The sequence below is a fragment of the Marinobacter sp. UBA5687 genome (genome assembly GCF_002420325.1).
GTDB lineage: Bacteria > Pseudomonadota > Gammaproteobacteria > Pseudomonadales > Oleiphilaceae > Marinobacter > Marinobacter nauticus.
Map to the genome: position 1 here is coordinate 4,119 of NZ_DIHV01000035.1, position 14,606 is coordinate 18,724.

Below are 14,606 nucleotides of genomic sequence, written 5' to 3' on the forward strand. Positions count from 1 at the left end.
GAAAGCTGGGGTTCAGTCTGGAGGATGAAGCCGCGGTGGTTTTCTGTGGTTCGAAGAAGAGCCTGGCATCTGGCTTGCCGATGGCCAAAGTGCTGTTCTCTGGCCATCCGGGGTTTGGCATGATCGTGTTGCCGATTATGTGCTACAACCAGATCCAGGTGATTGTCGGGGCCATTCTTGCGCAGAAGTATCGTGAGAAAATTCAAAAGGCAAAATCAGCCCCCGCCCATGCCTCCGAAAATGGTTGCCAGAATCGCTAAACCCACAATCCAGCCAATAACCGCCGGCCAGAAATTGACCATCTGTGGAGGCTGGTCGGCGGAATCGCTTTCCCCTTCCCCCATGCCTCGGCCAGATAGCATATCCGACTCCGGGTAAGTCCGTGGATCCGGTTCTTCAACAACATCTTTCAGGCTGAACCACTCGAACCAGTCCCCCAGAAAGCGCGCGACCGGAGCCGGAAGCGCGCCGTTTTCTGCCAGAGGGCGAACCTGGGGCTCCAACTGGCGACCAATCTCCCGGCGAACATCAACACGATCTGCCGGGGGTTCACACAGGATGGCCTTCCAGATAGCAACGTCCTGCTGGCGGTAATTATCGTTCATCAACGCCCTGATCTGGATAATGACTTCCCGGGTAACCTGGGCCTCTTCGGACGTCAGCGCCCGGGAATCAGCGTCTTCATAGCGGAGCTGTCCGGAATCATTGTCTGTCGGGCTTGATGACGGGACTCCGTCCGGCGCATTGGCCGTCGATTGGGGCTCCGCGCCACCGGTCGCTTCACGGTAGGCCCGCTCCAGGGCCTGGGCCTCATCGCCTGACGCAAACTTCAACTGACGCTCGTAGGCCTGGCGTATCCGATCCTGGTCGCCAGTCGGCTCGATTCCGAGAAGATCCCAACAGTTCATACAACAGCAACTCCGATAATGGAAAATCTGTATTCTTTATGGAGACAAACGGGGCTCTCTCACTTAGGATTAGTTGAGAACCATAACAATATTTTCATCTCGGCAAATTATAGAACGACACACATGGCCATTACGAATTACCGGTTTGCAAAGCAACGCTCTCTTCATCGCTTGCAAGGACGCATATGGCTGTCGGTTTCCCTCTCTGCAGCGCTGAGCGGGACGGCATTACCCGGCACCGCACAAACTCTCGATTCCGGTTTCGAGGACAGCATTCCCGGCTTGAACGCCACGATACCGGAAGTGCTGACCACCACCAGACTGCGGCAGCCCAAAACCCGAGTACCCGGCAGTACGACGGTGATTGCCGGAGACCTGATTCGGGATCTGGGTATCAGAAGCCTGTATGAAGTCTTCCGCCTGGTGCCAGGCATGGTGGTGAACTTTGTTGGCAGCCATCAACCCGTAGTTACCTACCACGGCACAGTCCACTACGAACAGCGGAGAATGCAGGTTCTGGTAGACGGCCGGACGGCTCACCGGGCCACTCTGTCCGACATGGACTGGGAAACCATGCCTGTGCCCCTCGAGCTGATCGAGCGCATTGAGGTAGCCAGAGGACCGAATTCGGCCGCCTATGGTATCAACGCATTTCTGGGCACCATCAACATCATTACTCGGGATCCTGCGGACAGCGCCAACCTGGAAACGACGGTCACCAGTGGCTCCAGAGGCTACCTGCGCACGTTTGCCTCCACCGGCAATGCGGATTCGAGTTACGACTGGCGCCTGAGTTTCGAGAGACGCAAGTTCGACGGATTTGATTATCAGGTCGATGACGATGAACGCTTCCCGTTCAATGATGGCCACGATATCAACTCTTTTATCTACGATTCTCGACTGACATTTACGCCGGGGACTAACCTGGAACTTCAGGGCGGCGTGGTCGATGGCACCAAATACCAGGACAAGGACAAAAGCGGCGAACTCAATCCGCTGGACCATCCGGACATCGACGTGCGGGACTACTATCTGCAAAGCAAGCTCAACCATAGTTTCTCAAGCGAGCATTTCATCCACTTGCAGGCCAGCGTTGAGAACTTTGACCGGCGCCAGGAATATGCCATCAGTTTCCCGGACAGCACGGTGGAATGCCTCCGAAACAACACTCCATTGTACGAGTACACGTACACGGCCGGCGGGCGGGAACGGCGCTGTTTCATATCCCAGGGCGGTCCCGACGCTTTTGCAGTAGTGGATGCAGATTCCGAAGATACCCGGATTGAACTGGAAGCTCAGGATACGCTGATTGTCAGCGACAGCCTGAAACTGGTTTCCGGCGCGGGTTTCCGTAAAGATATCTTCCGTTCAGAAACCTACTTCAACGGGCGCGGAAACAACTATCAGTCCCGCTTGTTCGGCAACCTGGAATACAGTCCCTGGCAATGGGTCACCTTTAATGCCGGCGGCAACTGGGAGCGAACCAGCACCACAGGCGACAGCTATTTCTCTCCCCGCGCAGCCGCAAACTTCGTGGTGAACAATAACCACGCCCTGAGGTTTGTGTTCTCCCAGGCTGTCAGAACTCCTGATGGCTTTGAACAAAGCCCTGACTGGGGATACACCCTGCGTAATGTCAGACCGGCAATCTATTCTGACCTTGATGGTCGCCGCGTCACGATTGAGGACGCCGCCCAGGAAACAGGTATCCTCACACTGGGTAACGATCTTGAGGAGGAGACCATAACCTCTCACGAAATCAGCTACTTCGGGCAGTTTCCTCTGGATCAAGCGTTGTTCTCGCTTGAAGTCAGAGGCTTTCGCGATGAGCTCAGAGACATGATCAGTGGCGTTATCCAGCTCAAGGAGTGGACGCTGGAAAACAACGTGGCCGTTGACCAGAAGGGCTTTGAGGTTGAAGCCAGCCTCGATTTTCCCGGCACCCTGCTTCGAGCAAGCTACGGTTATCTTGATCAGGAGACCTGGTATACCGGCGCGCCGATTCTGGAATCTGACGGCACGGTAAACGAAAACGAGCAGCGCTACATGACCGAACTGCTGGAGCGGATGTCTGTCCGGCACTCGGGTAGCCTGGCGATTATTCAGGATCTTCCCGCAGGCTTTAAGTGGTCTGGTGCATTTTACTGGGCCGACGAATTCAACACCCGGTTTGAACGCTTTGATACCCGGTTGGTGAAACAGATATTCCAGCCCCGTTATACGGCTGAAATCGCGCTATCCATGCAACATTACCTGAACCGGGAACCTGAGCTAAGCTCAGACAACAACATCGAAGATCATAACCAGTTTTTTGTTGAAGCCGGTATTCGCTTTTGACGGTGTGCAGGGCAGGAAACTAAACAGTCAATGGAATGGGCCAGCTGTCAGACGATGCTCAACCCTAACGGTAACGTTACAACGGGCCGTACACTCAAACTTGCCAGATTCACCTCTATGTTGGTCTGGCTGATGGCTTTGCTGTTCGTGAATTCTGGTCTCGCGCTAGGCCAGGAATCGGGGACCGGATCAGCCTATATTGCTGGATCTGGAAACGCGGCTCTGGATGACCACGTTGCTCGCCTGCTGACAGAACAGCTTGGCGACCAGGTCACACTGGAGCCACTGACTGAAAGCCAGCTCGCCGTTCTCGAGAATGAACCAGTGATCGCAATAGGGCCTGCCGCATTCTCACGGGTGCGCCAGGCCAACAGAGATCTTCCGGTTTTGGCATTACTGGTTGATAAGGATTTCATCGAGGGGTATACCACACGATTTTCCGGCCAGGTTTCTGCCGTCTATTACGATGCGCCCTTATTACGGCAAGCCTTGACCGGCAAGGTCATCCTGCCCCAGGCAACCCGCGTCGCCTTGCTTGCCACGACCGAAAGCGTAGAACTTTACGAACCCCTCATCGATCAACTGGCACCCTACGGCCTGGAGGCCAAGGTCTTTATTGCCGATACCGAGGATCAACTTATCCCAAGCCTGATTCGTGCCCTCAGCTTCGGTGATTTTCTGCTTGCCGGACAGGATGATGCCATTTACAACCCACGCAATATCAAACACATTCTGCTAACCGCCTATCGCAGGAACAAGATCCTGATCGGCCCGAGCCAGGCCTACGTCAAGGCCGGCGCCCTCGCCTCCAGCTACGCGCCGTTCATTGAGATGGCTGAGCTTGCAGCCGGTCACCTGATAGCCTATTTCGACTCCGGTACCTTCCCGGCGCCAACCTACCCGGACGAATACCGGGTTGAGGTAAACCAGCAGGTTGCGCGATCCCTGAACATCCCGATGCCAGAACGGGAGTGGATTGCCCAGGCGGTACAAAACATGATTAGCGAGAACAACCAGGAGGCCGGCCAATGAGCAACACAGCCAACACTCCCGGCATGTCGCTCTCGCGGCGCCTTCTCCTGCTTGGCGCCCTGCCCGCGGTCGTGATTTTTGTGGCGTTGATGGTTTTCTTTACCTCAGCCCGTCTCGAAGATGCCCGTCTGGATCTGGCCCAAAGCAGTCAGATGCTCGCAGACAGCCTCGCCCCAGCACTTGAGTATGCCGTGGTCTCCGGTAACTCAACGGCTCTGGAGCAGGTCCTCGGGCAGTCCCTGAAACGCAGCAAAGCAGACTGGATTCGCGTGACCGACGTCGTTGGCGAAGAGCTCGGTTTTGTCAGCCGAGGTATCGAATCGGAACATACAGCAGACGGAATCTTCGACATCTATGACGCCGAGATTCTGCAGGAACCACTGGAGATCGGTTCTGGTGGAGCGGGTGACTGGTTTACCGGCGGCTGGAACTTCAATTCCGGATCGCTTCGGGTGGGACTGGTGCAAGTCGGGGTGAACCCCGACGTTCTGGAAACCCGAAGGCAGGATATTCTCTGGAGCTCCCTGACCGTGGGCTTTGCCTTGCTGGTGTTCAGCCTGCTGCTGGCAAACCATTTCCTGAACAATATCCTTCAGCCCATGCGACAACTGTCCAGCCGCGTTGGCAAGCTGATTGTTGGTGACTACACCACGCAACCGGTCTCCAGCAAGGGCAGTGCCCGGGAAATTGCGGAGATACAGCAACAGTTGAACGAACTCGCAGTTCATCTGGAACAACTTCGGTCTGCCCGGGACCAGACACTGGCGATTTCTGAAAGTGCCCGGGAGAAAGCGGAACACGCCAGCCAGGCCAAGTCAGAGTTTCTTGCCACCATGAGCCACGAACTTCGGACTCCCCTGAACGGCGTGCTCGGCATGGTTGACCTGATTCATGAAGAGCCGTTGACCAAGCGCCAGAGCGACTACCTGACCACGGCCCGGCAATCCACGGAAGACCTGCTGACCGTGATCTCCGATATCCTGGACTACGCCAGAATGGACAATGGCAATCTGGTATTGGACCAACAGGCCTTCGATCTTCAGAGCCTGTTCACCAATTGCGTCGCCTCCTACCGTCACGCCGCAGAAAAGCAGGGGCTGAGCCTGGATCTCCAGTTCCTCGGTGAATGGCCACGGCATCCTGCCGTGCTTGGAGATGCGCCGCGGGTGAGGCAGATTCTTGCCGGGCTGATCGACAACTCACTGAAGTTCACCAGCGAAGGATTCGTCGGCATCCGGGTGAACTGGCTTGAGCTTGAAAACCACTGCGTACTCGTCCAATGCTCGGTTAAGGATTCAGGCTCTGGTATTCCTGCGGAACGACTGCAAAGTGTCTTCAACAGCTTTGAGCAGCTGGACGCCGGCGATAACCGGGCTCACGGTGGCACAGGGCTTGGGCTGTCGCTGGTTCAGCGCCTGGTCGAATTGATGGGTGGGCATGTGCAGGTGGAGTCCGACATCGGCCAGGGATCCTCATTCCGGTTCGAGCTGCCTTTCGAGCTAGCCTATCAGAATCCTCCAACCGATGAGCCACGGGAACAGGTGACCGGTACCGCCCGGGCCCTGGTGGTCGAGGATAACCTGGTGAACCAGAAAGTAACGGAAGCGCTGTTGCGGAAGTTCGGATTCCAGACCGAATGCGTGACCAATGGTACCGATGCTGTTAGACGAATCAAAAATGACCACGAAGGTTATGATGTCATTCTGATGGACTGCCAGATGCCAGTAATGGATGGCTATGATGCCACCCGTATGATCCGCGACTGGGAACAGGGAAATGGTCAGAGCGGCGTACCCATTATCGCACTGACCGCCGATGTGTCTGAGGATACTGAGAAAGCCTGCAAAGAAGCAGGTATGAACGACTATCTGACCAAGCCCGTGCGAAGGGATACGTTGCGGGAGGTACTCTCTCGCTGGATTCGCGTGTAATAACGAGCGCCGGAGCTGGCAGGCTTTGCACTCCGGCGCTATCCACCCTGTCAGGCCACCGGCTCTCGCATGGTGACAAACTCTTCAGCGGATGTCGGGTGAATGCCCATCGTAGCGTCAAACTGGGCCTTGGTGGCACCGGCTTTAATAGCCACCGCCAGTCCCTGGATGATTTCACCGGCATCCGGCCCAACCATATGGGCGCCCAGTACCTTGTCTGAACTATCATCCACAATCAGCTTCATCAGACAGCGCTCATCACGGCCGCTCAGGGTGTACTTCATGGGGCGAAACTCGGAACGGTAAATCCGCAGCGAATGCCCCGCGTCCCGCGCTTCTTTCTCGGTCAACCCGACCGTTCCGATATTAGGCTGACAGAAGACAGCGGTCGGTATTGCGCTGTAGTCCATATCACCCTGGCCATCACCAAACAGCCGCCGGGACAGCACCATGGCCTGCGCCAGCGCAACCGGCGTTAGCTGCGGCGTTCCGATGACATCACCAAGGGCGGAGATGGACGGTACCGCCGTCTGGAAATGATCGTTCACCTCAACATGACCCGAAGCATTGAGTTCCACTCCCAGATCGGTCAGCCCGAGTCCGTCTACGAGCGCGCGGCGACCTGTCGCAGCCATAACCAGCCCGGTCTCCATGCTGCTGCCATCGCTCAGATTCACCTGGTAGTGAGCATTCAACTGCTCGACAGATTCAATCGTGACATTGAACCGGAGATCCACGCCTTTCTTGCGCATCTCCTGTTCCGTGAACTTGCGGATATCCTCGTCAAACCCTCGCAGGAACAGCTCGCCCCGGTACAGCAGCGTGGTCTCCACACCAAGACCCGCGAGAATGCCGGCGAACTCGACGGCAATGTAACCACCGCCCCAGACCACGGCGTGGCGAGGTAACTGTGGCAGGTAAAACATCTCATTGGAGGTGAGCAGAAATTCCTTGCCGGGAACATCCGGAACCACTGGCCAGCTGCCCGTGGCAACTGTGATGTGCGCTGCCGAAAAAGCTCTATCACCAACGATCACCGTGTGAGGGTCGCGGAGACTGGCCGTACCCTCAATGATGGTGACGCCGGCATTCTCGAGCAATCGGCCATAAATGCCATTCAAGCGCTCTATCTCGGCATTCTTGTTGGCGACCAGCGTTGGCCAGTCAAACGAGACATCGTCTGTTGGCACAGACCAGCCATATCCATTTGCATCTTCGAGCTCTTCCCTGACGTGCGCTCCATAGACAAAGAGTTTTTTCGGAACACAACCCACGTTAACGCAGGTTCCTCCCAGATAACGGGATTCAACCACCGCCACCCGCGCACCGCGCTGGGCCGACATGCGGGCGAGCCGGACACCGCCGGAACCGGCCCCGATAACGATCAGATCAAAATCATGGCTCTCAGACACTGTTTCTCCTGTTTACTTCAAGATTGCTGCTGCCGGGGCTCACTCGACTGATCTTCGTCTGCGAGCACTTCCCGGAACAACACGTGGTCTTCAAAATCACCAAGCCGGATCTTGCCCAGGCTTCGGAACCCCTCGGATTCATAAAACGGCAGGTAACGGCTGTTCCCGGTATCGAGCACCAATCCACTGCCCCGGGGGGTTTCCTCACACAGGCGCTCCACTGCCTGCAGCAACATCCGACCATACCCCTTGTGCTGGTATTTTGGGTTGACTCCCATCAACGGCAACTGATGCGCCTGCCTCTGCGGCAAAAGGTCGCGAATCCTGCGATGATACTCCAGATACCGGCGCGTAGATGAAAAGCCCGCCGTCAGAACCATACGCACCCGCCAGCCAAGCTGGTCTGCCAGATTCAGCCTGAGTTCCGGCTCACCTACAAACGCAACCGCGACCAGTGTTTCGTCCACCATCACACCGATGGCATCCTGATTCAGCTCCAGATAAAGGTCGATCAGTTCCCGGATGGTCGCCCTCACCCTCTGGCTGTAACCGGGTTTCCGGTGATCGAACAGGTACTGGAATGTCGGCTCCTCCCGATAGGCATGAAAAAGCACCGACTGGGCCTCGTTTCGTGCCGTCTCGTCCAGGCGAACCAGAACAGCTTCAGCATTATTGTTGTTGTCTGCCATCGTGTTGCTCCCTCGCTAGTGTGGGGTCACGCTTGCCGGTCAGATCGCCAGCGTAAGCCTCACGGATACCTGCCCGGGCCCATTGCCCCGATCAAGTGCGGCCTGGTCAATCACCACGCCATGATTACTGTGCAAACGCTCAAGCCAGGCTGCCACATCCGCATAGGCGGCGTTTTCAAGCCAGACCCGGATGGCACCCTCACCGCTGGGCTCGAAGCGTTGCAAAGAAAGCCCCGCCTCTCCGGCTGAACGAGTCACCAGGGCCATCAATGCCCGCCCGTCTTCCGGCTTGTCAGCCCCTGCCGCAGTTGTCGCTGCGCCACCAGCCGAGCCCAGGCGCTGAATGGTCGTCTCGTTAGCCCGCATCCAGGCCAGGAGTTCTGCGGCATTCTCACGACTCGAGGCAGCCCGGTCATGAAACTGAGTCACCGGCTGCCAGATCAGCAGATAAATCAATGCCAGCAACAGGGCTATACCCAGAGCAGTCAATGCCTGACGGTCGCGGGTGGGTAACTGATCATAGCGAGCAATCAGTTTGCCCACGGCTGGTTGATCCTTGATGCGTGACCACATGGGCTTATCCTCCTGAGACCGTGAGGCGGCCTCGGGCGCCGCTGGATTCGTTGACCACGGAACCGATCTGGGCCTGCAGCCCTTCGCTGGCCAGTCCGTTACGCAGACGGCTTAACCGATCATAACTGTCGGCCCGGATATCCACCACGAGTTCGCCCCGGCTCCGGCTGTAGTTGATCGAGTTAAAGGTAACAGCTCCGGGATTCTGCAGCCGGCCGTACTGATCGCCGGTGTATTTCATCAGGGTGATAAAATCGACGTCAGAGCCCTGGGAGCCAGCAACCCGTAACTGGCCTTCGATCACACGTCGTACGTTTCCGGCATGGGTTCGGCGGTCCGAGGGAAAGGCATTCCGGTAAACTGCCATGGCCTGGCTTTCAAGCTGCTCCGCTTGCTGCTGCTGGTAGATTCCCATACCGATCTCCAGCCCCATCTGGATCACGAACCAGAGTGATGCTACGGCGATAAGCGGCTTCCAGGGTTTCAGGGGGCTGCTGCCCTCCGCCTTGAACGCGAACGCCCCCTGGCACAGATTAATGGGCTGGCTCAGGTGATGGTGGTACGACCACGCCAGGAACTCGGTTACTGAAAACTCCAACGGCTTCTTTTCGATACGAAGAAGCCCGGTGGTTCCCGAAAGCTCGCTCACCAGGGCCTGGCTCGCGTCCAGATCTGCCTCGGTGCCATATAGCTGCACCGGAATTTCGGCCACCACTTCGTCAGACGAAGGCGCAGCAAGTGTCACTGCAAGCAGCGGAAGATTATCTGCCTGCATGCGCAGCCACTCTCCCCGCTGGCTCTGCAGAAGTGCCGACTCTGCATCCAGGCAGATGACCCATCCGGATTCCGCCGCTGGCAACAGTGAAGCGTCTGGATAGACGGCCTCCAGACGGGCGTGGTACCAGCCAGAAAACAGTTGGCGCCAGCGAGCCATCTGCTCGCGATCGATGGCAGCAACCCGGTAGCCCTCAGGCGTGTGCGGCCCCAGCGCGAGATGAACCGAGTCAATGTCCTGGGCTATCTGCTCCTCAACGGCATACGGCAAGGCCTGCTGAATAAAACGGGTCTGTTTCGCCGGTATATCCGCCAGACAGAAAACTGCCTCATCACCGGGAATCAGTCCGATCAGCAGCACTTTCTCCAGCGCATTCTGTGCCAGCGTTTGCTCGATATGCTCCCGTGTATCAGCCGTGCCTCTGGCCTGAGCATCGCCACTGGCATCCTGGAGCACCCAGCTGAACAGCTGGGCATCGGGGCTCTGGTCCGGGTCCGCATACGGAGGCACCGGCCGGACAAAAAGGCGGTAAGACATGGTTATCCTTCTGAGAAAGTGTAAGGTTCCTTGGTAATGCGATTCTTCTGCCCGGTATCCCTGTGAACCGTCCGGACTTCGCCCTCCGGGTTTCTATACACGGTGCTGACCATATTGACGACACGATTATCGTAGGTAATCCGTGAGACAACTTCAAAAAAACGGGTCTGAAGCGTTAACCCGTTGGCTTTCAGCCCCATCCCCGAGAACTCCGGCAGTGCCAGGAAATCCTGAAGGTTTTCGAATCGTTCTTCTTCGCGCTTGGCAATAATCGATTCCGCCTGAGCCTCATTCATATCCTCGTGCAGACTCATCAGAACCTGGGCCGTCGCGGTATTCACGTTAATGCCGACGCCGGAGACTGGCAGCGCCACCAGATGAGGCCGCAGCGCAGCATAGATTTCCTCGGTCATGCCCTCAATCAGACGCAACTCGGTAATGGAAACAAAGGGCTGGTTGCCAGTGCGATACGGAGGGTCTGCCATCAGATACTGGCCGTCTTCGGCGCCATAAGCACTGATGGCCTGGTCGTCGGCGTCCATCCAGTCAATGAGCGGGTCTACGGTGAGGCCGGTGATACCCAGAGCACGAAATAACCGGGTGAGCCGGTCTTTGGTGATGGGGTCCACTTCTCCGCTCGCGGTAACCAGATTATTCAGGTTGATTCTTCCTCCAAGATCATCGATCTGGACCTCGGCAACACCACTGTCGTCCAGAGGCAGAATGGCAGCGTGCATGGCCCAGAACTCATCCGGGCTGTCGACCATCACACTGTTTTCCTTATCCTCTTCGTAGTCCCGAACCAGAATACGCTTGGCAAATTCCTCGGCACCCAGAGCAATACTCTGGCCTTGTTGCTGGGCCAGGTAATGGCCAGCCTTGAACACCCGCAGGCTTTGCTGGCGGGTCATGCCCGATGCCATCAATACCACCAGAGCCATCGCCAACAGCACCATGATCAGGGCGACGCCCTGCTGCCTGCTCCCGGCAAACTTAATCATTGCCGGTCACCCCGCCCGCGGCCTGGCCAGATCCGTCTTCAGTCGCGTCATCTTCCGACTCGGCCTGGGTCTCCTGTTGCTGATTGATCACCGCCTGAGCCTGCGACGGTTCAAAATCCGGCAAACTGAACGTGCGGACCAACTCACCAAAGCGTTCATGTTCCAGTGTAATCTCAATCCCGCGAGGCAATGAGATGTCGGGTCGGGTTCCCGGCGTCATCTGCGCCAGAGCATCATCTTCCGGCCATTGCTCCTGCCAGTTACCGTTCTCATCCAGAAACCGGATTTCAAACTCCAGAACCCCGTCCAGCATCAGAATGTCCAGGCTTTCGTCTTCCTGCCCCTGATCCACCACAGGCCAATACCGACGGCGCAGTTCAGTTCCGGTATATTCCCAGCCGACGCGCTGCAGACCGCTACGCCGGAGACCAAGCGGATTGCGCCAACCCTGGCGGGTCAGCATCAACGCAAACGCATCATCCCTTGAGGTTAAGGACGGTGAATAATCACCATAAACATCCCGGGCGGGCCGGTTGATGATCTGGGTGATGTCACGTTCCAGCAGCAACATGGTTTTCTGCAAACCGTCGAACGCCTGGGCAACCTCATCCACCCGGTCCCGGGAGTTCATTACACTGCTCACCACCTGCCAAACACCCAGCCCGATCACGGCTGTGATAGTGACGGCAATCAGCACCTCCATCAGCGTAAAACCGGACTCCCCGGCTAACCTGACCTGGCGCGCGGGCATGCTCATCAGGTTTCTCCCAGGAAGGCAGCCAGGGTATGGACGGCAAACGGTTCTGATTGCGCCCCGGAGTATTTGGCTACGGTTACCTCAATCCGCCGCATCGTGGGCTCTGCCGTAGCCTCAACAACGGTGGTGACCCGCCAGCGGAAATTTCCGAAGTCGGTATCTTCCGAATTCTCCGAAATCCCTGGCAGCTCATCCTGAAGCCGTAGTTCGTTAATCCGGTTTTCCGCCACCCAGCCTGCCAGCGTCTTGTCACGTATGCGCTCGAAACTGGTGATGTAATTCCCGCCCACTTCGGCGGCGGCCGTTGCAATCAGACCGAACACGAGCAATGCGACGAGGACTTCAATCAGGGTGAAACCACGCTGAGGCCGACTCATGACTCATCCCCGGAACCAGGTTTGCGCCATTCCAACGGCGAGACGCCAACTGAAGCAACCACGTGCATCAGGTCAGTGTCCCGGCCCAGGGTGAATTCGATTTCAAACGGTGTGGTTTCACCACTGGAGAAGAACACCACGTCTGGCCTGAGCCGATCCTCGGCCGAGGCCAGTCGCGGAGCGTCACTTTCGATATACTGGGTAACGGTCAACCATTCCGGGAGGGTTCGCTTGTGGAATATGCGCTCACCTGAGGATTTCCACTCGCCTGTCTTATCCTGAAACGCCACGAACCGATAACCGTCTTCTTCCAGCAGCAAGCCCATTTCCAGGTTATTGAGAACCGCCTGTTCCTGTGCCGTTTGCATCAGGAGGTAGAGCTCCCGAACCTGGCTTTCCAGCTCGCGCTGCTGGGAGCTGCCGGCCATATTGAACACCGCCAGTGCCGCCAGCAGTCCGACGATGATCAGGACTACCAGAATCTCGATCAGCGTAAAGCCGTTTTGGTCAGCCCTGCGGCCCACAATCAATCAGTTCCCGCTGTCCCAGACGCTGATATCAGCGGCATCGCCATCCCCGCCTTCCTGGCCGTCAGAACCATAGGAATACAGATCGTACGGCCCGTCTACACCAGGGCTGACATACTGGTAGTTGTTACCCCAGGGGTCTTCGGGAACATTTTTCAGGTAGCCATCCGGGTTCCAGTTCTTCGGCTCAGGGCTGCCGCTGGGCTTGTTGACCAGTGCTTCAAGGCCCTGCTGGGTAGAGGGATAATGGCTGTTGTCCAGGCGATACAGGTCCAGTGCGTTGGCGATGTTACTGATCTGGGTTTCGGCCACCGTTACTTTGGCCTGATCACTGCGCCCCATGATGTTGGGCGCCACAATTGCCACCAACAGGCCGAGAATGACCATCACTACCATGATTTCGATCAGGGTGAAGCCCTTGGTCCGGGCCAGCGCTTTCGGTTGGTTCATGCTCATAGTTTCACTCATCTTGGGTCCGTTGTTTCTCGTCGCTTTCAGAAAAGTTTTCTGGCTTCCTTGCTGGCCCGACGGCGGGCCATCATCCCACCAGGTTGCTCATGTTCAGAATCGGCAGCATGATCGCCAGAACAATAATCAGCACCACCGCCCCCATGAACAGCAGCATCATGGGTTCAAACAATCCCACAATAGCGGCGATCTTGGATTGCAGGGTGTTTTCCTGCATGCGGGCCGTGCGTTCAAGCATACTGTCCAGCTCGCCACTGGCCTCGCCACTGGCAATCATATGCAGCATCATTGGCGGGAAGTAACCGGTCTGGTCCAGTGAACGGTGCAACGATCCCCCTTCACTGACCTTCCGGGCAGCCTCCCGCAGTTCCTGCCGGAGATAATCGTTGGAAAGCACCTCCCCGGCAATGCGCATCGCTTCAACCAGTGGTACACCACTGGTGGTCAGAATGCTCAGGGTACTGGCGTAGCGGGCCGTATTCACGCCTCGTACCATGCCTGCAAACAGCGGCAGGTGAAGTAGCCGCTTGTGAAACTTCAGGCGCACCGCCGGTTTCGTCAACGCGAAACGGAAGCCGATGATCGCCACCACCAGCAAGACTAGAAGGTAGACTCCGAAACTGCCGAGAAATTCCGACACCGAGAGCATAGCCACCGTCAGCCCGGGCAGCTCCTGTCCCTGCTTGAGAAAGACCTCGATAATGTCGGGCACCACATAGGTGAGCAGGAACACCACAATGGCAATAGCTACGACACTCAGGATAATCGGGTAAATCGCAGCCAACTGAATCTTCTGGCGGGCTTCCTGGCGACTTTCCGTGTAGTCCGCCAGCCGGTTCAGCACCAGGTCCAGATGCCCGGCATGTTCACCGGCCGCGACCGTGGAGCGGTAGAGCCGGGGAAAGGCCTTGGGGAATTCACCGAAGCTGTCCGCCAGTGTGTAGCCTTCCATCACCTTGGCGCGGATAGCAATCAGCATGCTGCGAATCCGCGGCTTGGTGGATTGCTGGGCGGCCGCACTCAGTGCCTGCTCGACCGGAATCCCGGACTGGATGAGCGTGGCCAGCTGCCGGGTGACCAGGGCGAGATCGGCTGCGCTCAGAGAACCGCGGCTGCTCAGTGGGTTGCTACGGGCCTGTTTTTCTACGGCCGCTTCCACTGCCAGCGGGGTCAGCCCCTTTTCCCGGAGTTGCTGGCGCACCGCTCTGGGCGCGTCGGCTTCCAGCACGCCCTGTTTCTGCTTGCCTCTGGCATCCAGAGCTTTGTATTCGTAGGCCGGCAT

Annotated in this window: 15 protein-coding genes; 4 read left to right on the forward strand and 11 right to left on the reverse strand. The window is 57.3% G+C overall.

Annotated elements, in window-relative coordinates; translation table 11 throughout:
• Positions 1 to 260 (forward strand): bile acid:sodium symporter (locus tag B3Y70_RS03820; RefSeq protein ID WP_288589219.1); only part of this gene is annotated, 260 nt, incomplete at its 5' end.
• Here B3Y70_RS03820 and B3Y70_RS03825 read toward each other — a convergent pair.
• Positions 216 to 908 carry a J domain-containing protein gene (locus B3Y70_RS03825; protein WP_014421636.1) on the reverse strand — a complete coding sequence of 231 codons (693 nt, stop codon included), beginning with the start codon at positions 906 to 908 and terminating at the stop codon, positions 216 to 218. The genes B3Y70_RS03820 and B3Y70_RS03825 overlap by 45 nt on opposite strands.
• Before the next feature lie 123 nt (positions 909 to 1,031).
• On the opposite strand from B3Y70_RS03825, the gene B3Y70_RS03830 reads away from it, so the two are divergent.
• The 3 genes from B3Y70_RS03830 (at position 1,032) to B3Y70_RS03840 (ending at position 6,208) form a co-directional block, all read left to right on the forward strand.
• A complete protein-coding gene (locus tag B3Y70_RS03830; RefSeq protein WP_288589221.1) occupies positions 1,032 to 3,245 on the forward strand; it encodes a TonB-dependent receptor plug domain-containing protein in 2,214 nt (737 codons plus the stop codon).
• A gap of 117 nt (positions 3,246 to 3,362) precedes the next feature.
• Positions 3,363 to 4,277 carry an ABC transporter substrate-binding protein gene (locus tag B3Y70_RS03835; protein ID WP_041656790.1) on the forward strand — a complete coding sequence of 305 codons (915 nt, stop codon included), beginning with the start codon at positions 3,363 to 3,365 and terminating at the stop codon, positions 4,275 to 4,277.
• Entirely contained in the window at positions 4,274 to 6,208 is a 1,935-nt protein-coding gene (locus B3Y70_RS03840; RefSeq protein ID WP_011784852.1) for an ATP-binding protein, read from the forward strand. The genes B3Y70_RS03835 and B3Y70_RS03840 overlap by 4 nt, the downstream gene beginning before the upstream one ends.
• Before the next feature lie 50 nt (positions 6,209 to 6,258).
• Here the strand turns inward: B3Y70_RS03840 and gorA are convergent, their stop codons facing one another.
• The 10 genes from gorA to gspF all read right to left on the reverse strand — a co-directional run bounded on the left by gorA (position 6,259) and on the right by gspF (position 14,606).
• Positions 6,259 to 7,620: a glutathione-disulfide reductase gene (gorA, locus tag B3Y70_RS03845; RefSeq protein WP_011784851.1), complete on the reverse strand. Its 1,362-nt coding sequence runs from the start codon at positions 7,618 to 7,620 to the stop codon at positions 6,259 to 6,261.
• A 17-nt stretch (positions 7,621 to 7,637) separates the two neighbouring features.
• A complete protein-coding gene (locus B3Y70_RS03850; protein ID WP_011784850.1) occupies positions 7,638 to 8,309 on the reverse strand; it encodes a GNAT family N-acetyltransferase in 672 nt (223 codons plus the stop codon).
• 39 nt (positions 8,310 to 8,348) lie between these two features.
• Positions 8,349 to 8,882 (reverse strand): type II secretion system protein GspM, encoded by a 534-nt coding sequence (gspM, locus tag B3Y70_RS03855; RefSeq protein WP_011784849.1) that lies wholly within the window; start codon positions 8,880 to 8,882, stop codon positions 8,349 to 8,351.
• 4 nt (positions 8,883 to 8,886) lie between these two features.
• The gene (gene gspL / locus B3Y70_RS03860; protein ID WP_011784848.1) at positions 8,887 to 10,194 is read right to left on the reverse strand and encodes a type II secretion system protein GspL; all 1,308 of its coding nucleotides are present in this window, start codon (positions 10,192 to 10,194) and stop codon (positions 8,887 to 8,889) included.
• 2 nt (positions 10,195 to 10,196) lie between these two features.
• Complete coding sequence (gspK, locus tag B3Y70_RS03865) at positions 10,197 to 11,195, reverse strand: type II secretion system minor pseudopilin GspK (protein WP_011784847.1); 999 nt, start codon at positions 11,193 to 11,195, stop codon at positions 10,197 to 10,199.
• Entirely contained in the window at positions 11,188 to 11,952 is a 765-nt protein-coding gene (gspJ, locus tag B3Y70_RS03870; protein WP_286715394.1) for a type II secretion system minor pseudopilin GspJ, read from the reverse strand. The genes gspK and gspJ overlap by 8 nt, the downstream gene beginning before the upstream one ends.
• Entirely contained in the window at positions 11,952 to 12,329 is a 378-nt protein-coding gene (gene gspI, locus B3Y70_RS03875; protein WP_011784845.1) for a type II secretion system minor pseudopilin GspI, read from the reverse strand. The genes gspJ and gspI overlap by 1 nt, the downstream gene beginning before the upstream one ends.
• Positions 12,326 to 12,853 carry a type II secretion system minor pseudopilin GspH gene (gene gspH / locus B3Y70_RS03880; protein WP_286894287.1) on the reverse strand — a complete coding sequence of 176 codons (528 nt, stop codon included), beginning with the start codon at positions 12,851 to 12,853 and terminating at the stop codon, positions 12,326 to 12,328. Before gspH ends, gspI begins: the two co-directional genes overlap by 4 nt.
• A 6-nt stretch (positions 12,854 to 12,859) precedes the next feature.
• The gene (gspG, locus tag B3Y70_RS03885) at positions 12,860 to 13,306 is read right to left on the reverse strand and encodes a type II secretion system major pseudopilin GspG (protein WP_031210904.1); all 447 of its coding nucleotides are present in this window, start codon (positions 13,304 to 13,306) and stop codon (positions 12,860 to 12,862) included.
• 88 nt (positions 13,307 to 13,394) lie between these two features.
• Positions 13,395 to 14,606 carry a type II secretion system inner membrane protein GspF gene (gene gspF, locus B3Y70_RS03890; RefSeq protein WP_011784842.1) on the reverse strand — a complete coding sequence of 404 codons (1,212 nt, stop codon included), beginning with the start codon at positions 14,604 to 14,606 and terminating at the stop codon, positions 13,395 to 13,397.

Coding starts and splice junctions, on each gene's coding strand:
- B3Y70_RS03850 (WP_011784850.1), bottom strand. CDS start 8,309: ATGGCAGACAACAACAATAATGCTGAAGCTGTTCTGGTTCGCCTGGAC.
- gspF (WP_011784842.1), bottom strand. CDS start 14,606: ATGCCGGCCTACGAATACAAAGCTCTGGATGCCAGAGGCAAGCAGAAA.
- gspM (WP_011784849.1), bottom strand. CDS start 8,882: ATGTGGTCACGCATCAAGGATCAACCAGCCGTGGGCAAACTGATTGCT.
- B3Y70_RS03825 (WP_014421636.1), bottom strand. CDS start 908: ATGAACTGTTGGGATCTTCTCGGAATCGAGCCGACTGGCGACCAGGAT.
- gspL (WP_011784848.1), bottom strand. CDS start 10,194: ATGTCTTACCGCCTTTTTGTCCGGCCGGTGCCTCCGTATGCGGACCCG.
- B3Y70_RS03835 (WP_041656790.1), top strand. CDS start 3,363: ATGTTGGTCTGGCTGATGGCTTTGCTGTTCGTGAATTCTGGTCTCGCG.
- B3Y70_RS03840 (WP_011784852.1), top strand. CDS start 4,274: ATGAGCAACACAGCCAACACTCCCGGCATGTCGCTCTCGCGGCGCCTT.
- gspI (WP_011784845.1), bottom strand. CDS start 12,329: ATGAGTCGGCCTCAGCGTGGTTTCACCCTGATTGAAGTCCTCGTCGCA.
- B3Y70_RS03830 (WP_288589221.1), top strand. CDS start 1,032: ATGGCCATTACGAATTACCGGTTTGCAAAGCAACGCTCTCTTCATCGC.
- gspK (WP_011784847.1), bottom strand. CDS start 11,195: ATGATTAAGTTTGCCGGGAGCAGGCAGCAGGGCGTCGCCCTGATCATG.
- gspJ (WP_286715394.1), bottom strand. CDS start 11,952: ATGAGCATGCCCGCGCGCCAGGTCAGGTTAGCCGGGGAGTCCGGTTTT.
- gspG (WP_031210904.1), bottom strand. CDS start 13,306: ATGAACCAACCGAAAGCGCTGGCCCGGACCAAGGGCTTCACCCTGATC.